Below are 16,887 nucleotides of genomic sequence, written 5' to 3' on the forward strand. Positions count from 1 at the left end.
CGGCCCGCACCCGGGTCTCAGCCCTGGGGCGTCGCCGCCGCGGCCGCCTTCGCCGCGGCCGGCAGCGCGTCGAGCACCCGGGTGACCGCCGCGTCGTCGTGGGCGGCGGAGACGAACCAGGCCTCGAACACGGACGGCGGCAGGTACACGCCGGAGGCCAGCATCGACTGGAAGAACGGGGCGTAGCGGAAGACCTCCTGGCCCTGGGCGTCCCGGTAGTCCCGCACGCCGGTGTCGGAGGTGCCGAACGCCAGGGAGAACAGGGTGCCGGCCCGCTGGATCGAGTGGTCCACGCCCTCGGCGTCCAGGGCGGCCACGAGGCCCTCGCGCACGGCGTCCGAGGCGCGCGTCACGGCGGCGTAGACGGCATCGTCGGCGCGGGAGAGCGTGGCGTGGCCGGCGGCCATGGCCACCGGATTCCCGGAGAGGGTGCCGGCCTGGTACACCGGACCGAGCGGGGCCAGGTGGTCCATGATCTCGGCGGAGCCGCCCAGGGCGGCCGCGGGCATGCCGCCGCCGATCACCTTGCCGAAGCACCAGATGTCCGGGGTCCAGCCCTCGGACTGTCCGGACAGGCCCCAGCCGCCCGTGGCGGTGGCGCGGAAGCCGGTGAGCACCTCGTCCCAGATCAGCAGCGCGCCGTGGCGGCGGGTGATCTCGCGCAGGAACGCGTTGAAGCCCTCGGCGGGCTCCACGACGCCCATGTTGCAGGGCACGGCCTCCGTGATGAGCGCGGCGATGCGCTCGCCGTGCTCGGCGAACACGGCCTCGACGGCGGCGCGGTCGTTGTAGTCCACCACGAGGGTCTCGGAGGCGGCGGCCTCGGTGACGCCCGCGGAGCCGGGCAGGGCGGCGGTCGCCACGCCCGAGCCGGCCGCGGCCAGCAGGCCGTCCGAGTGGCCGTGGTAGCAGCCGGCGAACTTCACGATCAGGTTGCGGCCGGTCACGCCGCGGGCCAGGCGCAGGGCCGTCATGGTGGCCTCGGTGCCGGTGGACACGAAGCGCACGCGCTCGACCGGGACCTTGGAGGCGATCAGCTCGGCCAGCGCGGTCTCCTCCAGCGTGGAGGTGCCGAAGCCGAGGCCGCGGTCCACGGCGGCGTGGACGGCCTCGACGACCTCGGGGTGCTGGTGGCCCAGCAGCATGGGGCCCCACGAGCAGACGAGGTCCACGTACTCGTTGCCCTCGACGTCGGTCAGGTACGGGCCGCGTGCGCCGGCCATGAACCGGGGCGTGCCGCCCACCGAGCCGAAGGCGCGCACGGGCGAGTCGACGCCGCCGGGGATGACGGCCTGGGCCGCGGCGAAGGCGGCGGCGTTGGTGGTCGGGTGGGACGCGGTCACAGGGACCCCTCCTTCATCCAGCGGCCGAGCTCGGCCGCCCAGTAGGTGAGCACGGAGTCGGCGCCGGCGCGCCGGATGGAGAGCACGGACTCGACGATCGAGGCCCGGCGGTCGATCCAGCCGTGCGCGGCGGCGGCCTCGATCATCGCGTACTCCCCCGAGATCTGGTACGCGGAGACGGGCACGTCCGCCATGTCCGCCACGTCGCGCACGATGTCCAGGTAGCTCATCGCGGGCTTGACCATCACCATGTCCGCGCCCTCCTCGAGGTCGAGGGCGACCTCGCGCAGGGCCTCGCTCCGGTTGGCGGCGTCCATCTGGTAGGTCTTGCGGTCGCCCGTGAGCTGGGAGTCGACGGCGTCGCGGAACGGCCCGTAGAACGCCGAGGAGTACTTCGCGGCGTAGGCGAGGATCGCGGTCTCGTGGTGGCCGGCGCCCTCGAGGGCCTCCCGGATCACGCGGACCTGGCCGTCCATCATCCCGGAGGGGCCGAGCACGTCCGCACCGGCCTCGGCCTGCGCGACGCCCATCCGGGCGTAGATCTCCAGCGTCGCGTCGTTGTCCACGGCGCCCTCGGCGGTGAGCACGCCGCAGTGGCCGTGGTCGGTGAACTCGTCCAGGCACAGGTCGGACATCACGACGAGCCCGTCCCCCACCTCCGCCTTCACGTCCCGGATGGCCCGGTTCAGGACGCCGTCCGGGTCCAGGGCGGCGCTGCCGACGGCGTCGCGCGTGGCCGGCACGCCGAACAGCATGATGCCGCCTAGACCCAGCTCGGCGGCCTCGGCCGCGGCGGCCTTGAGCGAGTCCGTGGTGTGCTGCACGACGCCCGGCATCGAGGCGATCGGCACGGGCTCGGCGGCGCCCTCCTTGATGAAGGCCGGCAGGATCAGCTGGTTCGGGTGGATGCGGGTCTCGGCGACCAGCCGGCGCAGGGCGGCGGACTGGCGGAGCCGACGGGGACGCTGATGGGGGAAGGACATGGCCTCGAGTCTAGGCGCGGTGCGGCGGGACGCGCCGGTCGGCGCGGGGCGGCGGGGGGATCGGGGCACGGCCGTCCGACTCCCCGCGGCAATTCGGTTGCGCACAACCTGACCGCGGACTACGCTCGCTCGTGAGCGCGGAGACGCGCCACCCGCGCCTCGGGCCCGCCACCCGGACCCGTCACCGGCAAGGAAGGCACCGCATGATCGAGATCGGCCCCCTCTACACCGCCGAGGCCGTCGCCACCGGCGCCGGCCGCGACGGCCACGTCCAGACCGCGGACGGCCGCATCGCACTGGACCTCGCGGTCCCCGCGGAGATGGGCGGCAGCGGCGACGGCGCGAACCCCGAGCAGCTGTTCGCGGCCGGCTACGCCGCGTGCTTCCACTCCGCGCTGCAGAACGTGGCCCGTCAGGCCAAGAAGAAGCTCGGCGACTCCTCCGTGGGCGCACGCGTCGCCATCGGCAGGGCCGGCGAGGGCTTCGGCCTGGCCGTCGTGCTCGAGGTCGTGATCCCCGACCTGCCCCATGACGAGGCCCAGCAGCTCGCCGACGCGGCTCACCGGGTCTGCCCCTACTCCAACGCCACGCGCGGCAACATCCGCGTGGACGTGCAGGTCGTCGACGACTGACCCCCCACCCCGGCCCCGACCGGGGCCGGGCCACCCAGTATCGAAGGAGAACCACCCATGGCCGGTTTCCGCACCGAAGATCCCACCACCGGAGAGATCGTCCGCACCTGGGACGCGATGAGCGAGGAGCAGGTGGAGGACGCCCTCGCCGCCGCCCAGGACGCCTTCACCACCTGGCGGAGCACCGACCCCGTCCGGCGCGCCGAGGTCCTGCGGCGCACGGCGGACCTGCTCGCGCAGCACGCCGACGAGCTCGCCGACATCGCCGCCGAGGAGATGGGCAAGCCGCTCGCCCAGGGCGTCGGGGAGGCGCAGCTGTGCTCCCAGATCTTCCGCTACTACGCGGACAACGCCCAGCAGCTGCTGGCGGACGACGCCCTCCCCGCCCACGGCGCCAACTCGACGCGCGTGGAGAAGGAGCCGCTCGGCGTCCTCCTCGGCGTGATGCCGTGGAACTACCCCTACTACCAGCTGGCCCGGTTCATCGCCCCCAACCTGCTGCTGGGCAACACCCTGCTGCTCAAGCCCGCCTCCATCTGCGCGGCCTCCGCCCTGCGGCTCGAGGAGCTGCTCACCGAGGCCGGCCTCCCGGAGGGCGTCTACCAGACGCTGCTCGTGGGCTCGGACCGGATCGACGGCATCATCGCCGACCCGCGGGTCCAGGGCGTCTCCCTCACCGGCAGCGAGGGCGCGGGCGCCTCCGTGGCCGCCGCGGCCGGTCAGCACCTGAAGAAGGCCGTGCTGGAGCTGGGCGGCTCCGATCCGTTCATCGTCCTCGGCGGCGACCTCGACGCCGTGGCCGCGACGGCGGCAAAGGCGCGGCTGAGCAACGCCGGGCAGGCCTGCAACTCGCCCAAGCGGATGATCGTCCTCGACGAGCACTACGACGAGTTCGTGGAGAAGCTCACCGCCGCGTTCAAGGACGCGACCGTCGGCGACCCCCGCGAGGAGGGCACCCAGGTCGGCCCCATGTCCAGCACCTCCGCTCGGGAGGACCTGATGGAGCTGGTGGACGACGCCGTCTCCCACGGGGCGCAGGTGCGCACCGGCGGTCACGCCCGTGCCGGCGCCGGCGCCTTCATGGAGCCGACCGTGCTCACCGGGGTGACCCGCGAGATGCGCGCCTGGTCCGAGGAGCTCTTCGGCCCGGTCGCCGTCGTGCACCGGGCCGCGGACGTCGACGAGGCCGTCGCCCTGGCCAACGAGTCCGACTTCGGCCTCAGCGGCTCGGTGTGGTCCGACGACCTTGAGCTCGCCGAGGCCACGGCCCGCCGCCTCGACGTGGGCATGGCCTTCGTGAACGAGCACGGCACCACCCAGGCCGGGCTGCCCTTCGGCGGTGTCGGCCGCTCGGGCTTCGGCCGCGAGCTGGGCCCCTACGGCGTGGACGAGTTCGTGAACAAGCGCCTGGTCCGCGTCGCGGACCCCGTCACCAGCGCCTCCGCCTGACACCCGCCCTCGTCGGAGGGCCTTCGCCCCCCTGATCCTCGAGGAGCTCGCCACCTACGGCACCCCCACGATCAAGCGCGCGTACGGCGACTGGACCACGACCAACCTGAACGGCTGGAAGAAGGCGCTGAACCACCACGCGATCCAGCCGGTCCAGCAGTTCGCCTACACCGTGGGCAAGAACTCCTCGGACTCCGCGCTCATCATCGACGCGATGGACCTGCTCTGGATGGGCAACGTGGACGCGTTCGCCCTCGTCTCCTCCGACTCCGACTTCACGCGCCTGGCCACCCGCCTGCGCGAGGGCGGCAAGCGGGTGATCGGCCTGGGCGCCCGCAAGACCCCCGCCTCGCTGCGCAACGCCGTGGACCAGTTCATCTACCTCGAGCTGCTCGGCACCGCCACGGACCAGGACGTCGACGAGGACGAGACCGGCGAGGACGCCCCCGCCAAGGAGGAGAACGCCAAGGCGTCCGAGGGCTCCGGCCGCTCGGGGTCCCGCCGCGGCGGTCGAGGCCGCGGTCGCGGGCCCAAGACCACCGACGCCACCGACACCCCCGAGGCCACGGACGCGGACGCCGAGGCCCCCGCCGCCGAGGAGGCGCCTGCCAGGGACGAGGCGCCCACCGGGGACGCCGCCGCAGGCAAGGACGGGAAGGGTCCGCAGGCGAAGTCCGGAGCCGGCCGTCGGGGCCGCCGTGCGACGTCGTCGGACGTCACCGAGGACCCGACCCCGCCCGAGGTGCCGGTCGAAGCCGAGCACGACGAGGCCGAGCCCGAGCACGACGAGGCCGACGCCGCCCCGCGCATCGACCTGCAGGCCGCGCTCACCAAGGCCGTCAACGCCACGAGCACCGACGACGGCTGGGCCACGCTGTCCCTGATCGGCCAGCACCTGAGCCGCACCCACGTGGACTTCGACCCGCGCGACTTCGGGCACTCCAAGCTCTCCACCCTCGTGGAGGACCAGCCGTACCTGCGCACGCGCACCGAGGGCCGGACCATGGAGGTCTCGCTGGTCCGCCGCCGCAGCCGCCGCGCGGAAGGCTGAGCGGCACGGCCGGTCGTCCCCCGCGGGCGGCGAGCCGGTCCACCGGCCGTTCACCCGCCGGCCACCCGTCCACCACGCCCGCCCGGTAGGCTCCCCGCCATGGGGAACACTCTGGGCTTCCTGCGCGGCGTCGACCGCCTGCACGCCTTCTACACGGAGAACGTGCGCATGCTCGCGCACGCGTACGACCTGACGGACGAGGAGGCCTCGGAGCTGCTCGCCAACACGGGCTTCACCAACGTCTCGGTCGCCATCCTGCGCGGCCCGCGGGTGGACATCATGGCCGCCGCCACCGGCGTGCCGCAGGACGAGAAGCACGACGCCGGCCCGGCGCCGACGGAGGACGACGCGACCGACCCGGACGGCGGCCGCCCCGACTGAGCCTTGAGTGCGGCCGGGCGGCTCAGGCCGCAGCGCGCAGCACGGCCAGCACTCCGTCCGCGTCCGGCGTGGGGGCCGTCCCGAGCAGGGGCAGACCCCGCCGCGTGCACGTGTCACGGGTCGGCGCGCCGATCGCCACGAGCCGCACCCGCTCCCCCGCCAACGGCGTCAGACCCGCGGCCACGAACTCCTCCGCCGCGGAGGAGCTGGTGAGCACCACGGCGGTCCCCGCCGCGACCGCGGCCAGCCGCGCGGGCGTCACGACGTCCCCCCGGCCCTCGTCCGCCGTCCCGTCGAGCAGCCGCCTGCCGGCCTGCGCCGGATACGGCACCGTCCGGTAGGCGAGCCCGGTCTGCACGTCCCAGCCCGCCGCGCGCAGGCCGTCGGCGAGGCGGGGCCGGGCCCGGTCGGACTGGGGCAGCCACGCGCGGGCGCCGCGGGGGTGCAGGGTGGCGAGTCCGGCGATCAGGCCCTCGGCGGAGCGGTCCTCCGGCGGCAGCCACGGCGCCGCGTCGCAGCCCGCCTCGGTCAGCACCCGTGCCGTTCCCGGTCCGGTGGCCGCGATCCGCGCGCCCGGCGGGACATGGCCGTCCCAGCCGACGGCCCTGAGCGCGCGCACGGTGTTGGGGCTCGTCAGCACGAGCCAGCGGGGCCCGTCCGAGCGCACCGGCCCGACCGCATCACCGTCGGCCCCCGCCCAGTCCGCGAGCAGCGCGCGCAGGGGGCCGTCGTCGTCGGGCAGCGCGAAGTCGGTCAGGGGCAGGAAGCCGACCCGCAGCCGCCGCCCCGCCACCTCGGCGCCGGCGAGACCGGCCTCCAGGTCGCCGGCCTGGGCCGGCTGGCGGGTGAGCAGGATGCGCATCTCAGGCCGGGTCGTCGGGCCGCGGGGCGCCGTCGCCCCGGTCCACCCCGCGCACCGTGCCGGGCAGCAGGTCGGCGCCCTCGGCCACGAACTGCTCGGCCACGTGCACGCCGAGTGCCTCCGCGGCCACGAACAAGGTGTCCTCGAGCCACTCGTCGGCGGCCGCCGGGTCACCGGCCGCGTCGGCCGGCACCGGGTCGAGCTGCACGGACGAGGTCCGGCGCAGCACGCGCGAGCCGTCGAGGGCGGCCACCATCGCGGTCATCTCGATGCGCGGCGCGCCGGCCTCGCCGTCGCTCACGCGGGCCACGGCCCCGATCGGCGCGGCGCAGCCAGCCTCGAGGCGACGCAGCAGGGCCCGCTCGGCGGTGACCGCCACGTGGGTGTCCCGATCGTCGACCAGCTCGAGGGCGGCGTGCAGCCTCCCGACCGGCGCCTGGGGGTCCAGGAGCGCCCGGCCGAGGAAGGACTCGTCCTCGGCCCGGATCTCCACGGCCAGGGCGCCCTGCCCGGGGGCGGGCACCATGACCTCCGGGTCGATCCGCTCGGTGATCACGTGGTCCAGGCCGAGCCGGTCGAGCCCGGCGCAGGCCAGGATCACGGCGTCGAGGTCACCGCGGGGCGAGCCCGCGGCGGCCGGGGCGTGGTCGTCGTGCTGCTCCAGCCCGGGCACCCGGGCCAGGCGGGTCTGCACGTTGCCGCGGATGTCCACGAGCTCCAGATCCGGGCGCAGCGCCTTGAGCTGGGCCACGCGGCGCGGCGAGCCCGTGCCCACCCGGGCGCCCTCGGGCAGGGTCGCCAGGGTGAGGCCGTCGCGGGCGCACAGGGCGTCCCGCAGGTCGGCCCGGGCCGGCACCGCGGCGATCTCGAGGGTCTCCGGCTGGGCGGCCGGCAGGTCCTTGAGCGAGTGCACGGCCGCGTCCACGACGCCGTCGAGCACGGCGGCCCGCAGCGCCGAGGCGAACACGCCGGTGCCGCCCAGCGAGGCCAGAGAGCCGGTGGTGACGTCGCCCTCGGTGCGGATCACCACCAGCTCGTGGGCCAGGCCGGAGCGCTCCGTGAGCGCCTCGGCCACGTGGGTGGTCTGCGTGGTCGCCAGGGCGGAGCCCCGGGTGCCGATGCGCAGGGGGGTCACGGTCTCAGGCCTCCTCGGCGGGGGCCGCGGCGCCCGCCTCGTGCTCGGCCAGCCCGCGCACGGCGGCGTCGACCGCGGACGTCGTCGGCCGCGTCGAGCCGTCCCGCATCACCTTGGCGCAGCAGTCCGGCCGGCACACGTCGTACCAGGCCGGGAAGCAGCCGGCCGCGGCGCGGCCCTCGCGCCGGCCCAGCCGCTCCTCGACGATGTCCACGAGCCCGGCCACGAACCGCGGGTCGGTGCCCGGGGTGGGGCTGCGACGGAACCCCACACCCAGCCCCTCGGCGGTCTCCTTGGCCTCGGTGTCGAGGTCCCAGACCACCTCCATGTGGTCCGAGACGAAGCCCAGCGGCACGACGACGAAGCCAGCCACGGCACGACCCTGCGCGTCCGTCTCGGCACCCTCGCCCGCGAGGTGCTCCATCGCGTCGTTGATGTCCGGCTCGAGCCACGGCACCGAGGGCGGGCCGGAGCGCGACTGGTACACGAGCGACCACGGCACGTCCGCGGCCTCGGGCACGCCGGCGAGGATCTCGCGGGCCACGTCGAGGTGCTGCGCCGAGTACACGTCCGCACCCTCGTCGCCCGGCTCCGCCCCCGCCTGCGCGCGCAGGTCTGCGGCGAGGCCGCGCGGGCCGGCGGCGGCGGCGTCGGAGGTGGGGATCGAGTGGGTCGCGAAGAGCACGTGGATCCGCGCGTCGTCCCCCAGCTCCGCGCGCAACGAGGCCAGGTCCGCGCGCAGGCCGTCCCGGAACGGCTCGATGAAGCCGGGATGGTTGAAGTACTGGCGCGTCTTGTCCAGGTCCACCTTCCCGGTCAGGCCAGTCTGCTCCATCGCCATGCCCATGTCCTCCCGGTACTGGCGGCACGAGGAGTAGCAGGAGTACGCGGAGGTGGTGACCGTCAGGATGCGGCGGTGCCCGTCGGCGTGCATCCGCTCGAGGGTGTCCGGGAAGTAGGGCTCCCAGTTGCGGTTGCCCCAGTACACGGGCAGGTCCAGACCGCGGGCGGCCAGCTCGGTCTCGATGGCCGCCTTCAGCGCGCGGTTCTGCGCGTTGATGGGGCTGACTCCGCCGTTGGCGCGGTAGTGGGTGGCGACCTCCTCGAGGCGCTCGTCCGGGATGCCGCGCCCGCGCGTGACGTTGCGCAGGAACGGGATCACGTCGTCCTGGCCCTCGGGCCCGCCGAAGGAGGCGAGCAGCAGGGCGTCGTAATCCTTGGGGGCCATCACGCCGCACGCGTCGTAGTCGACGCCGGCGGCGGCCTTCTCGGGCGTCCGGAGGGCCGGGGCGACGCCGGCGTCCGGGCCCGTGTGGACGGGTGCGTCGGCGCGGGGCTCGGGGGCGGCGGTCATCAGGCCAGCACCTCCGCGATCTCGGCGGTCTCCAGACGGCGTCCGGTGTAGAACGGCACCTCGCTGCGCACGTGCAGGCGGGTCTCGTTGTTGCGCAGGTGGCGCATCATGTCCACCAGGTCCGTCAGCTCGTCCGCCTCGAGGCCCAGCAGCCACTCCCAGTCGTTCAGGCCGAACGCGCTCGTGGTGTTCGCCCACACCTGCGGGAAGTCCTGGCCGAGCTGGCCGTGCTCGCGGAGCATGCGGGCCCGCTCCTTCGGGTCCAGCAGGTACCAGTCGTACGAGCGCACGAACGGGTAGAAGCACAGCCACTTCAGGGCCTTGCGGCCCATGGCGAAGGCGGGGACGTGGTCCTTGTTGAACTCGGCCATGCGATCGGCGCCCATGGCCGAGAGCACCATCGTGGTGCCCTCGAGCAGACGGGTGCGGCGCAGCTCGCGGATGCCGGCCTGCAGGTCCTCGGGCACCTGGCCGTACATCCACACCATGACGTCGCCGGCCTCGCGCATGCCCGAGACGTCGTACACGCCGCGCACGGTCACGCCGGTCTGGGCCACCCGGGCGACGGCCTCGTCGAACTCCTTCGCGGCCCGCTTCGCGTCGCGGCCCTCCAGTCCCAGCCAGCCGGGCTCGCCCTGCGGGCGGGCGAACACGGTGTAGGTGGTGAACCAGTCCTTGCCGGCCTCGGCAGGGGTGGTGGTGCTGTCCTTGGTCATGGTCCTCTTCCTTGAGATGCGATTGCGTCAGGGGTGGTCGGGGGCGAGGTCAGCCGGCGGGCGGTGCGTCGGCGCCGAGGGTGCGGTCCACGCCGGCGACGACGGCGGCCAGCCCGGTGCCGTGCACCCAGCTGCCCACGAGGTCGAGGCCGGGCACGTCCCGCGCCCAGTCGATCAGCGTGTCCACCTTCGCGCGGTCGGGGCCGGCCTGCGGCGGGATGGAGCGGCGCCAGCGGGTGACGGTGCGGGCGACGACGTCCTCCTCCGCCAGCGACACCCCGGTGAGAGTCGCCGTGTCCACGAGCGCCTGCGCGAGCAGCTCCTCGTCCGCGCTGCGGTGGCCCAGGGCCTCGGGCCCGCCGCCCTGGCGGCCGTAGGACAGGCGCAGCACGTGGCGGTGGGGGTGGCGGGCGACGCCGTCCTCCTGCGGCCGCGCGACGACCTCGCGCAGCCACGCCCACTTGGCGGTGGCGTGGGTCAGGGCCTTGGCGGCCACGTCCGTCCCGGCGCCGACCAGCACTCCGGTGCCGCGTGGCGCGTCGTCCAGGCCCGCGCCCTCGACGACGAGCGTGGCCAGCGCGATCCCCTCGCCGAGGGCGGGGCCGGCGTCGGGGTCCAGCGCGTCGGCCGAGAGCGGGGCCAGCAGGTCCCAGGCGGTGACGCCGTCCACGGCCAGCACGACGCGGTCCACGTCGAGCCCGCGGACGACCTCGTCGTCCCGGTCCGAGATCTGGGCCCACCAGCCGCCGGTGGCGGGCACGCGGGACAGGGCGGCCACTCGGACGCCGCGCAGGACGGTGGCCCCGTCCTCGCGCAGCGCCTCGACGAGCCGGCCGGTGAGGCGGACCATGCCGCCGTCCAGCCCGGCCACGAGCGAGCCGGGGGTCCCGGTGGACCGCAGCGCGGCGACGCCCGCGGCCAGCCCGCCGTGCTCCACGGCGGCGGCGAGCAGGCCGGGGGCCACGCGCGCCAGCTCGACGACCGCGGGGTCGGCCGAGTGGACTCCGGCCACGACGGGGGCCACGAGGCGTTCGAGCACCTCGTCGCCGAGGCGGTCGGCCACGACCTGCGCGACGGTCACCGGCTCGCCGGCCGCGAGCGCGGCGGCCCAGCGATCCATGGGGACCTCGGCGTCCTGCCGGGCGCGCTCCAGGCCGGCCGGCGTGAGGGCGGCGGCGAGGTCCTCGGCGTCGAGGTCGCCGGGGATGCCGACGATGCCGAGACGCGGGGCGCGCACGGGGCCGGCGGGACCGTGCAGCCACGAGCCGAGGGGCTCGGGCGCGACGATCTTCTCGCCCAGCCCGAGCTCCTCCACGAGCGCGCGCACGGCGGCGCCGCGGACGGCGAACGACTCGGCGCCGCCGTCGAGTTCGAGGGTCTGGGTCTCGGGGGCCCCGGTCTCGCCGTGCGAGGGGACGTCGAGGAAGCGCGGGGAGACCGCGCCCCCGAGCACGGAGGTGGCCTCGGCGAGGGTCACGTCCCAGCCCGCCGTGGACAGTCGGTGGGCCGCGACGAGGCCGGCGATGCCGCCGCCGACCACGAGCGCCGTGCCGCTCATGCGCGCTCCTCCCGCTCGGCGGTCTCGACCCCCGGTGCCGGGTCCTGGCCCTCCCGCTCCGGCACGGGCAGGGAGTGGATCAGCTCGACCACGCGGGTCAGCACGGCCGCGTCCGTCTCCGGCGGCACGCCGTGGGCGAGGTTGACGACGTGGCCGGGCGCGACGGCGCCGGAGGCGACGACGTCGCGCACGTGGGCCTCGAGGACCTCCCACGGGGCGGCGAGCAGGGCCGGGTCGATGTTGCCCTGCAGGGGCACGGCGCCGCGTCCGTCGGGGCCGGGGTTCGCGCTGAGCCGGCGGTGCGCCTCGGCGAGCGTGAGGCGGTGGTCCACGCCGACGGCGGTCGCGCCCGCGTCACGCATGTGATGCAGGAACTCTCCGGTGCCCGTGCCGAAGTGCAGGAGCGGGGCGCCGTCGGGGACGCCGGGACCGGCGAGGTCGGCGACATGGGCGAGGGCCGCCGTCGAGTGCGGCTGCACGTGCTCGAGGTAGTCGTCCGCCGAGAGCGAACCGGCCCACGAGTCGAACAGCTGCGCGGCGGAGGCGCCGGACTCGAGCTGGGCGCGCAGGAACTGGCCGGACACGGTGGCGGCCCAGCCGGCCAGGGCGGCCCAGGTCTCGGGGTCGGCGTGCATCATGCGTCGCGGGCCGAAGTGGTCGCGGGAGGGACGGCCCTCCACCATGTACGCCGCCAGCGTGAAGGGGGCGCCGGCGAAGCCGATCAGGGGGCGCGGGCCCAGCTCGGCGACGGTGGCCGCGACGGCCTCGCGGATGACGTCCAGGGCGGCGTCCTCGAGGACGGGCAGCGCGGCGACGTCGTCGGCGGTGCGGACGGCCCGGCCGAGCACGGGGCCCACGCCGGGCTGGATCTCCACGTCCACGCCCGCCAGGCGCAGGGGGACCACGATGTCCGAGAAGAAGATCGCCGCGTCGACGTCGTGGCGGCGCACCGGCTGCATCGTGATCTCCCGGACCAGGTCCGGCATGAGGCAGGAGTCGAGCATCCCGATCCCCTCGCGCACCCGGCGGTACTCGGGCAGCGAACGGCCGGCCTGCCGCATGAACCACACGGGGTGGCGGTCGGGGCGCTGGCCGCGCAACGCGCGAAGGAGCGGGCTGGCCGCGGTCGAGCGTGACGGATCCTCGGTGCGCAGCGGGTGCTCGGCGGGCAGTGCCGGGACGGCCGCGGGGGTCTCGGGGGTCTGGGACAGGGCGGACATGCCCCCAGTGTCCCACCGGTTGCGTCGCGGTGGCACATCCGCGTCCTCCGTGAGCGCCGTCACAGTCGTCGACGGCGCCCGGGTCAGGTCCGCCTTCCCGGACGGGCGGGGCCGTCGGGGCTAGACTTGGCCCGCTGTGACTGTCTTCTCTCTCGTCGCCTCCCACCATGACCTGGACCTGGACACGGTCGCCCGCCTCAGCGCCGGCGCGACCGGGGTCGGGCCCGCCCTGCCCGGCAGCGGTGCGGCGGGCGCCGTCGTGCTGGCCACGTGCAACCGCGTGGAGATCTACGCCGAGGCCGACGGGGCCGGCGTCGAGGCCGCCCGCGCGGGGCTGCTGTCCGCCGTCGCCGCCTCCACCTTCCTGCCGGACGAGGACGTGCACACCGCGTTCCGCACGCTCGACGCCGACGCCACGGCCCGTCACCTCTTCGAGGTCGGCGCCGGACTGGACTCCGCCGTGGTGGGCGAGCGCGAGATCGCCGGTCAGGTCCGACGCGCCCTGACGGCGGCCCAGGAGGCCGGCACCGCCTCGGGCCCGCTCGTCCGCCTCTTCGAGTCCGCCACGCGCACGGCCAAGGACGTCGGCTCCCGCACGGCGCTCGGCGCGGCCGGCCGCTCGGTCGTCTCCGTCGCCCTGGACCTCGCGGAGGAGCTGCGCGGTCTCACCGACGCCGCGGCCCAGCGCGACTTCTGGGCCGGGGCCACCATCCTGCTGATCGGCACGGGCGCCTACGCCGGCACCACGCTGGCGCAGCTGGCGGACCGGGGTGCGACCACCGTCGGCGTGCACTCGGCCTCAGGCCGCGCGGAGCAGTTCGTCGCGGACCGCGGCGGCTGGGCCCTCGCGCTCGGCGGCGAGGCCGTGGCCGGTGCCGTCGCCGAGGCGGACGTGATCATCGGCTCCTCCGGTGGCGAGCGCCAGATCAGCCCCGAGCGCCTGCAGGAGCTGCGCGAGGGCGGACGGCGCCCGCTCACAGTGGTCGACCTGGCCCTCTCGCGCGACTTCGACCCCGCCGTCGCGGACCTGCCGGACGTCGACCTCATCACCCTCGAGTCGGTGCGGCTGGCCGCCCCCGAGCAGGCCCAGGTCGCCGTCGCCGAGGCCCGCGCGCTCGTGGACGACGCCGTCAAGGAGTACCGCGCCGCGCAGCGCGGCCGCAGTGCCGACGCGGCGATCAAGGCCCTGCGCCGCCACACCCTCGGCGTGCTCGACCGGGAGCTCGAGCGCGTGCGTGCCCGCCACGGCTGCACGGCGGCCGCCGAGGAGGTGGAGTTCGCCCTGCGCCGCATGGTGAACCAGCTCCTGCACGAACCCAGCGTGCGCGCCAAGCGACTCGCCGCCGAGGGCCGGCTCGACCGCTATGAGGACGCCCTCGAGGCGGTCTTCGGGATCGAGGCCCCCGGCCGCCCCGCCCCCGCCGTGGGCGCGGTCGAGGCGGCCTGCCCCGCGCACGAGGACGAGGGCGGCGCCGCGCGCATCGCGTGAGCCGGCCCCGCGCCAGGAGGACTCCGTGACCGCCCACCCCGCCGCCACCGCGCCCGACGAGCCCGGGCGAGGCCGTCGTCTGCCCCGGCACGAGCGTCGCCGCCAGCTGTTGGACTGCGCCCGCGCGGTCTTCGCCGCGGAGCGGTACGCGGGGGCCTCCATGGAGCAGATCGCCGAGCGGGCCGAGGTCTCCAAGCCGGTCCTCTACCAGCACTTCCCCAGCAAGCACGAGCTCTTCCTCGAGCTGCTGGACTCCGAGGTCGCGAGCCTGCGCGCGCTCCTCGAGGCGGCGATGGACACCCGCCGGGACAACCGCGAACGGGTGCGGGCCACCGTCGCCGCCGTGTTCGAGTACATGGCCTCCCCCGAGCGGACCCACCGCCTGATCTTCGACTCCGGCATCGACGGGGACCCGGAGGTGCGCACGCGCAGCGAGGCCGTCCATCGGCTGCTCTCCTCCGAGGTCGCGCGCACCATCCGCGCGGACACCACCGTGGCCGAGGCCGAGGCCGAGGTGCTCTCCCGCGGACTCGTCGGCTATCTCCTGGGCGCCGCCCGCCACTGGGCGGACCGGCTCGACGCCGACGCCCGCCCCGCCGCGGCCGAGATGGCCCGCACGGTGGACGCGCTCGTCTGGCGCGGCCTCGCCTCGCTGCCCTCCGCGGACGACGCGCCGCGCTGACCCGGCCGTCCGGCCCGTTTCGCCCGCGGGTGAACCTCGTGGGCGCCCGTCCACCCCGCCGAGCGGTCCCGTAGGCTGACGGCGGACCGCACAGGACGCGACGAAGAGAAGAGGTTCCCCATGGAGATCCGCATCGGTGTGCAGCACGTCGGCCGCGAGGTCGTCATCGACAGCGAGCAGTCGGCGGACGAGGTCCGCTCCCTCGTGGACGCCGCCGTCGCCGACGGCACCCCGCTGGTCCTGGCGGACGCCAAGGGCCGCCAGGTGGTCGTCCCCGGCGACCGCATCGGCTTCGTGGAGATCGGCGCGAAGAAGGCGGGCCCGCTCGGGTTCGCCGCCTCCTGACCCGCCCGCACGCCCCGGTGATCCGCCGGGGCGTGCGTCGTCTCGGCCCCCTGCCCAGGAGCACCGCCATGACCCCTCACGCCCTCGGCCTCCGCGGCCCCGCCGACCCGGCCCTGCTCGATCGCCTCGCCGCCCTGCGGACGGAGCTCGAGCTGCCGCCGGCCTTCCCCGCCCCCGTCCTGGCCGAGGCGGAGGCGGCCGCGCGTGACGTGCACGCGGGCCTGACCGGGAGCCCGGACCACGCGGACCGCACGGCCCTGCCGTTCGTCACCGTGGACCCCGCCGGCTCCACGGACCTGGACCAGGCCCTGCTCCTGACCCCCGCCGACGACGACGGCATCCTCGTCCGCTACGCGATCGCGGACGTGCCCGCCTTCGTGGCCCCGGGCGGCGCCGTGGACGCCGAGGCCCGCCGTCGCGGCCAGACCGTCTACCTGCCCGACGGCCGGGTCCCCCTGCACCCGGAGGTGCTGAGCGAGGACGCCGCCTCCCTGCTCCCCGACCGCGAGCGCCCGGCGTTCGTCTGGACGTTCCTGCTGGACGCCGCGGGCGCCGTCGTCGAGACCGGCCTCGAACGCGCCCGCATCCGCTCCCGGGCGCAGCTGACGTACGGGCAGGTGCAGGCCTTCCTCGACGCGCGGGAGGGGGCGCAGGCGCCGACGACGCCGCGTCCCGGGGTCACCGACGCGGACCGGGCCGCCGCCGAGGGGTGGCCGGCCGAGGTGCGCGACTCGCTGACGCTGCTGCCGGAGGTGGGCCGACGGCGGGCCGCGCAGGAGGCCGCCCGCGGCGGCGCCTCCCTGAACCTGCCGGACCAGGAGGTCCGTGTCACCGAGGACGGGGCGCACGAGCTCGTGCACCGGGCGCCGCTGCCGGCGGAGGAGCACAACGCCCAGCTCTCCCTGCTGACCGGCATGGCCGCGGCCGAGCTGATGCTGGCCGCCGGGGTCGGGATCCTGCGCACGATGCCGGCGCCGGACGCCGACGCCGTCGCCGCCTTCCGAGAGCGCACGCGCGCCCTGGGCGTCCCGTGGGACGAGGGCCAGGACTACGGCGCCTACCTGCGTTCCCTCGACCCGGCCGACGCGCGGCACCTGGCGGTGCTGCATGCGGCGACCGGGCTGTTCCGCGGCGCCGGGTACACGGCCTTCGACGCGCAGGCCGAGGACCCGGCCCTGCGCACGCCGCCGGCCGAACCGGCCCAGGCCGCGCTCGCCGCCCCCTACGCCCACGCCACCGCTCCCCTGCGCCGGCTCGTGGACCGCTTCGTCCTGGCGCTGTGCCACGCCCACGTCACCGGCGTCCCCGCCCCCGCGTGGGTCCGCAGCGCCCTGCCCGAGCTGCCCGCCCTCATGGCGGACTCGTCGCGCCGGGCCTCGGCCGCGAGCCGGACGGCGGCGGACCTCGTGGAGGCGGCGGCGCTCGAGTCCCGCGTCGGCGCGAAGCTCGAGGGGATCGCGGTGCGCGAGGCGAAGGACGGCACGGAGGTGTGGCTGCTCGACCCGGCTGTGAGCCTGCGGGTGCCGGGCAGCGTCCCGGCGGGCACCCGGGTGCGCGTGCGGATCGAGGGCGTGGACCGCGCCTCGGGTGCGATCACGGCCGCGGGGGTAGACTGGCCGCACAGCTCACGCTGACCCAGGATGACCGGTCGCTCTCTGATCACCCTGACCCGCCGCCCGCGCCCCTG

At 75.8% G+C, this 16,887-nt stretch carries 16 protein-coding genes; 8 read left to right on the plus strand and 8 right to left on the minus strand.

Features of this window, described 5'->3' with window-relative positions; genetic code table 11:
• Positions 1–17: 17 nt before the first annotated feature.
• On the minus strand, positions 18–1,343 hold the full coding sequence (hemL, locus tag J1M44_RS09795; RefSeq protein WP_049158315.1) for a glutamate-1-semialdehyde 2,1-aminomutase: 1,326 nt from the start codon (positions 1,341–1,343) through the stop codon (positions 18–20).
• A complete protein-coding gene (gene hemB, locus J1M44_RS09800) occupies positions 1,340–2,326 on the minus strand; it encodes a porphobilinogen synthase (protein ID WP_065573446.1) in 987 nt (328 codons plus the stop codon). The genes hemL and hemB overlap by 4 nt, the downstream gene beginning before the upstream one ends.
• A 203-nt stretch (positions 2,327–2,529) precedes the next feature.
• Here hemB and J1M44_RS09805 point away from each other — a divergent pair, with 203 nt between their 5' ends.
• The 4 genes from J1M44_RS09805 to J1M44_RS09820 all read left to right on the plus strand — a co-directional run bounded on the left by J1M44_RS09805 (position 2,530) and on the right by J1M44_RS09820 (position 5,839).
• The gene (locus J1M44_RS09805) at positions 2,530–2,958 is read left to right on the plus strand and encodes an organic hydroperoxide resistance protein (protein WP_002854944.1); all 429 of its coding nucleotides are present in this window, start codon (positions 2,530–2,532) and stop codon (positions 2,956–2,958) included.
• 57 nt (positions 2,959–3,015) lie between these two features.
• Complete coding sequence (locus J1M44_RS09810; protein WP_002854945.1) at positions 3,016–4,407, plus strand: aldehyde dehydrogenase family protein; 1,392 nt, start codon at positions 3,016–3,018, stop codon at positions 4,405–4,407.
• A gap of 70 nt (positions 4,408–4,477) precedes the next feature.
• Positions 4,478–5,458: an NYN domain-containing protein gene (locus tag J1M44_RS09815; RefSeq protein ID WP_446724877.1), complete on the plus strand. Its 981-nt coding sequence runs from the start codon at positions 4,478–4,480 to the stop codon at positions 5,456–5,458.
• Between the two features lie 99 nt (positions 5,459–5,557).
• Positions 5,558–5,839, plus strand: a complete 282-nt coding sequence (locus tag J1M44_RS09820; protein WP_206396003.1) for a hypothetical protein — start codon at positions 5,558–5,560, stop codon at positions 5,837–5,839.
• 22 nt (positions 5,840–5,861) lie between these two features.
• On the opposite strand, the gene J1M44_RS09825 is transcribed toward J1M44_RS09820, so the two are convergent.
• The 6 genes from J1M44_RS09825 to hemE are packed head-to-tail and all read right to left on the minus strand — an operon-like array spanning position 5,862 to position 12,684.
• Positions 5,862–6,701, minus strand: coding sequence for a uroporphyrinogen-III synthase (locus tag J1M44_RS09825; RefSeq protein WP_144824839.1), 840 nt, complete (start codon positions 6,699–6,701; stop codon positions 5,862–5,864).
• 1 nt (position 6,702) lies between these two features.
• Positions 6,703–7,836: a hydroxymethylbilane synthase gene (gene hemC / locus J1M44_RS09830; protein WP_065573450.1), complete on the minus strand. Its 1,134-nt coding sequence runs from the start codon at positions 7,834–7,836 to the stop codon at positions 6,703–6,705.
• A 4-nt stretch (positions 7,837–7,840) separates the two neighbouring features.
• On the minus strand, positions 7,841–9,190 hold the full coding sequence (locus J1M44_RS09835) for a ferrochelatase (RefSeq protein WP_206480911.1): 1,350 nt from the start codon (positions 9,188–9,190) through the stop codon (positions 7,841–7,843).
• Positions 9,190–9,906: a hydrogen peroxide-dependent heme synthase gene (gene hemQ / locus J1M44_RS09840; RefSeq protein ID WP_065573452.1), complete on the minus strand. Its 717-nt coding sequence runs from the start codon at positions 9,904–9,906 to the stop codon at positions 9,190–9,192. Before hemQ ends, J1M44_RS09835 begins: the two co-directional genes overlap by 1 nt.
• Positions 9,907–9,955: 49 nt before the next feature.
• Positions 9,956–11,464, minus strand: a complete 1,509-nt coding sequence (locus J1M44_RS09845; protein ID WP_206480912.1) for a protoporphyrinogen/coproporphyrinogen oxidase — start codon at positions 11,462–11,464, stop codon at positions 9,956–9,958.
• A complete protein-coding gene (hemE, locus tag J1M44_RS09850) occupies positions 11,461–12,684 on the minus strand; it encodes a uroporphyrinogen decarboxylase (protein WP_206480913.1) in 1,224 nt (407 codons plus the stop codon). Before hemE ends, J1M44_RS09845 begins: the two co-directional genes overlap by 4 nt.
• A gap of 136 nt (positions 12,685–12,820) precedes the next feature.
• Here hemE and J1M44_RS09855 point away from each other — a divergent pair, with 136 nt between their 5' ends.
• The 4 genes from J1M44_RS09855 (at position 12,821) to J1M44_RS09870 (ending at position 16,834) form a co-directional block, all read left to right on the plus strand.
• A complete protein-coding gene (locus tag J1M44_RS09855; protein WP_206480914.1) occupies positions 12,821–14,173 on the plus strand; it encodes a glutamyl-tRNA reductase in 1,353 nt (450 codons plus the stop codon).
• 25 nt (positions 14,174–14,198) lie between these two features.
• Positions 14,199–14,855, plus strand: a complete 657-nt coding sequence (locus tag J1M44_RS09860; RefSeq protein ID WP_144818698.1) for a TetR/AcrR family transcriptional regulator — start codon at positions 14,199–14,201, stop codon at positions 14,853–14,855.
• Positions 14,856–14,975: 120 nt separating this feature from the next.
• Complete coding sequence (locus J1M44_RS09865) at positions 14,976–15,200, plus strand: DUF3107 domain-containing protein (RefSeq protein WP_144818696.1); 225 nt, start codon at positions 14,976–14,978, stop codon at positions 15,198–15,200.
• A 68-nt stretch (positions 15,201–15,268) separates the two neighbouring features.
• On the plus strand, positions 15,269–16,834 hold the full coding sequence (locus J1M44_RS09870; protein WP_206480915.1) for an RNB domain-containing ribonuclease: 1,566 nt from the start codon (positions 15,269–15,271) through the stop codon (positions 16,832–16,834).
• Positions 16,835–16,887 lie beyond the last annotated feature (53 nt).

Source organism: Micrococcus sp. KRD128 (assembly GCF_017168395.1).
In the GTDB taxonomy this organism is placed as follows: Bacteria; Actinomycetota; Actinomycetes; order Actinomycetales; family Micrococcaceae; genus Micrococcus; species Micrococcus luteus.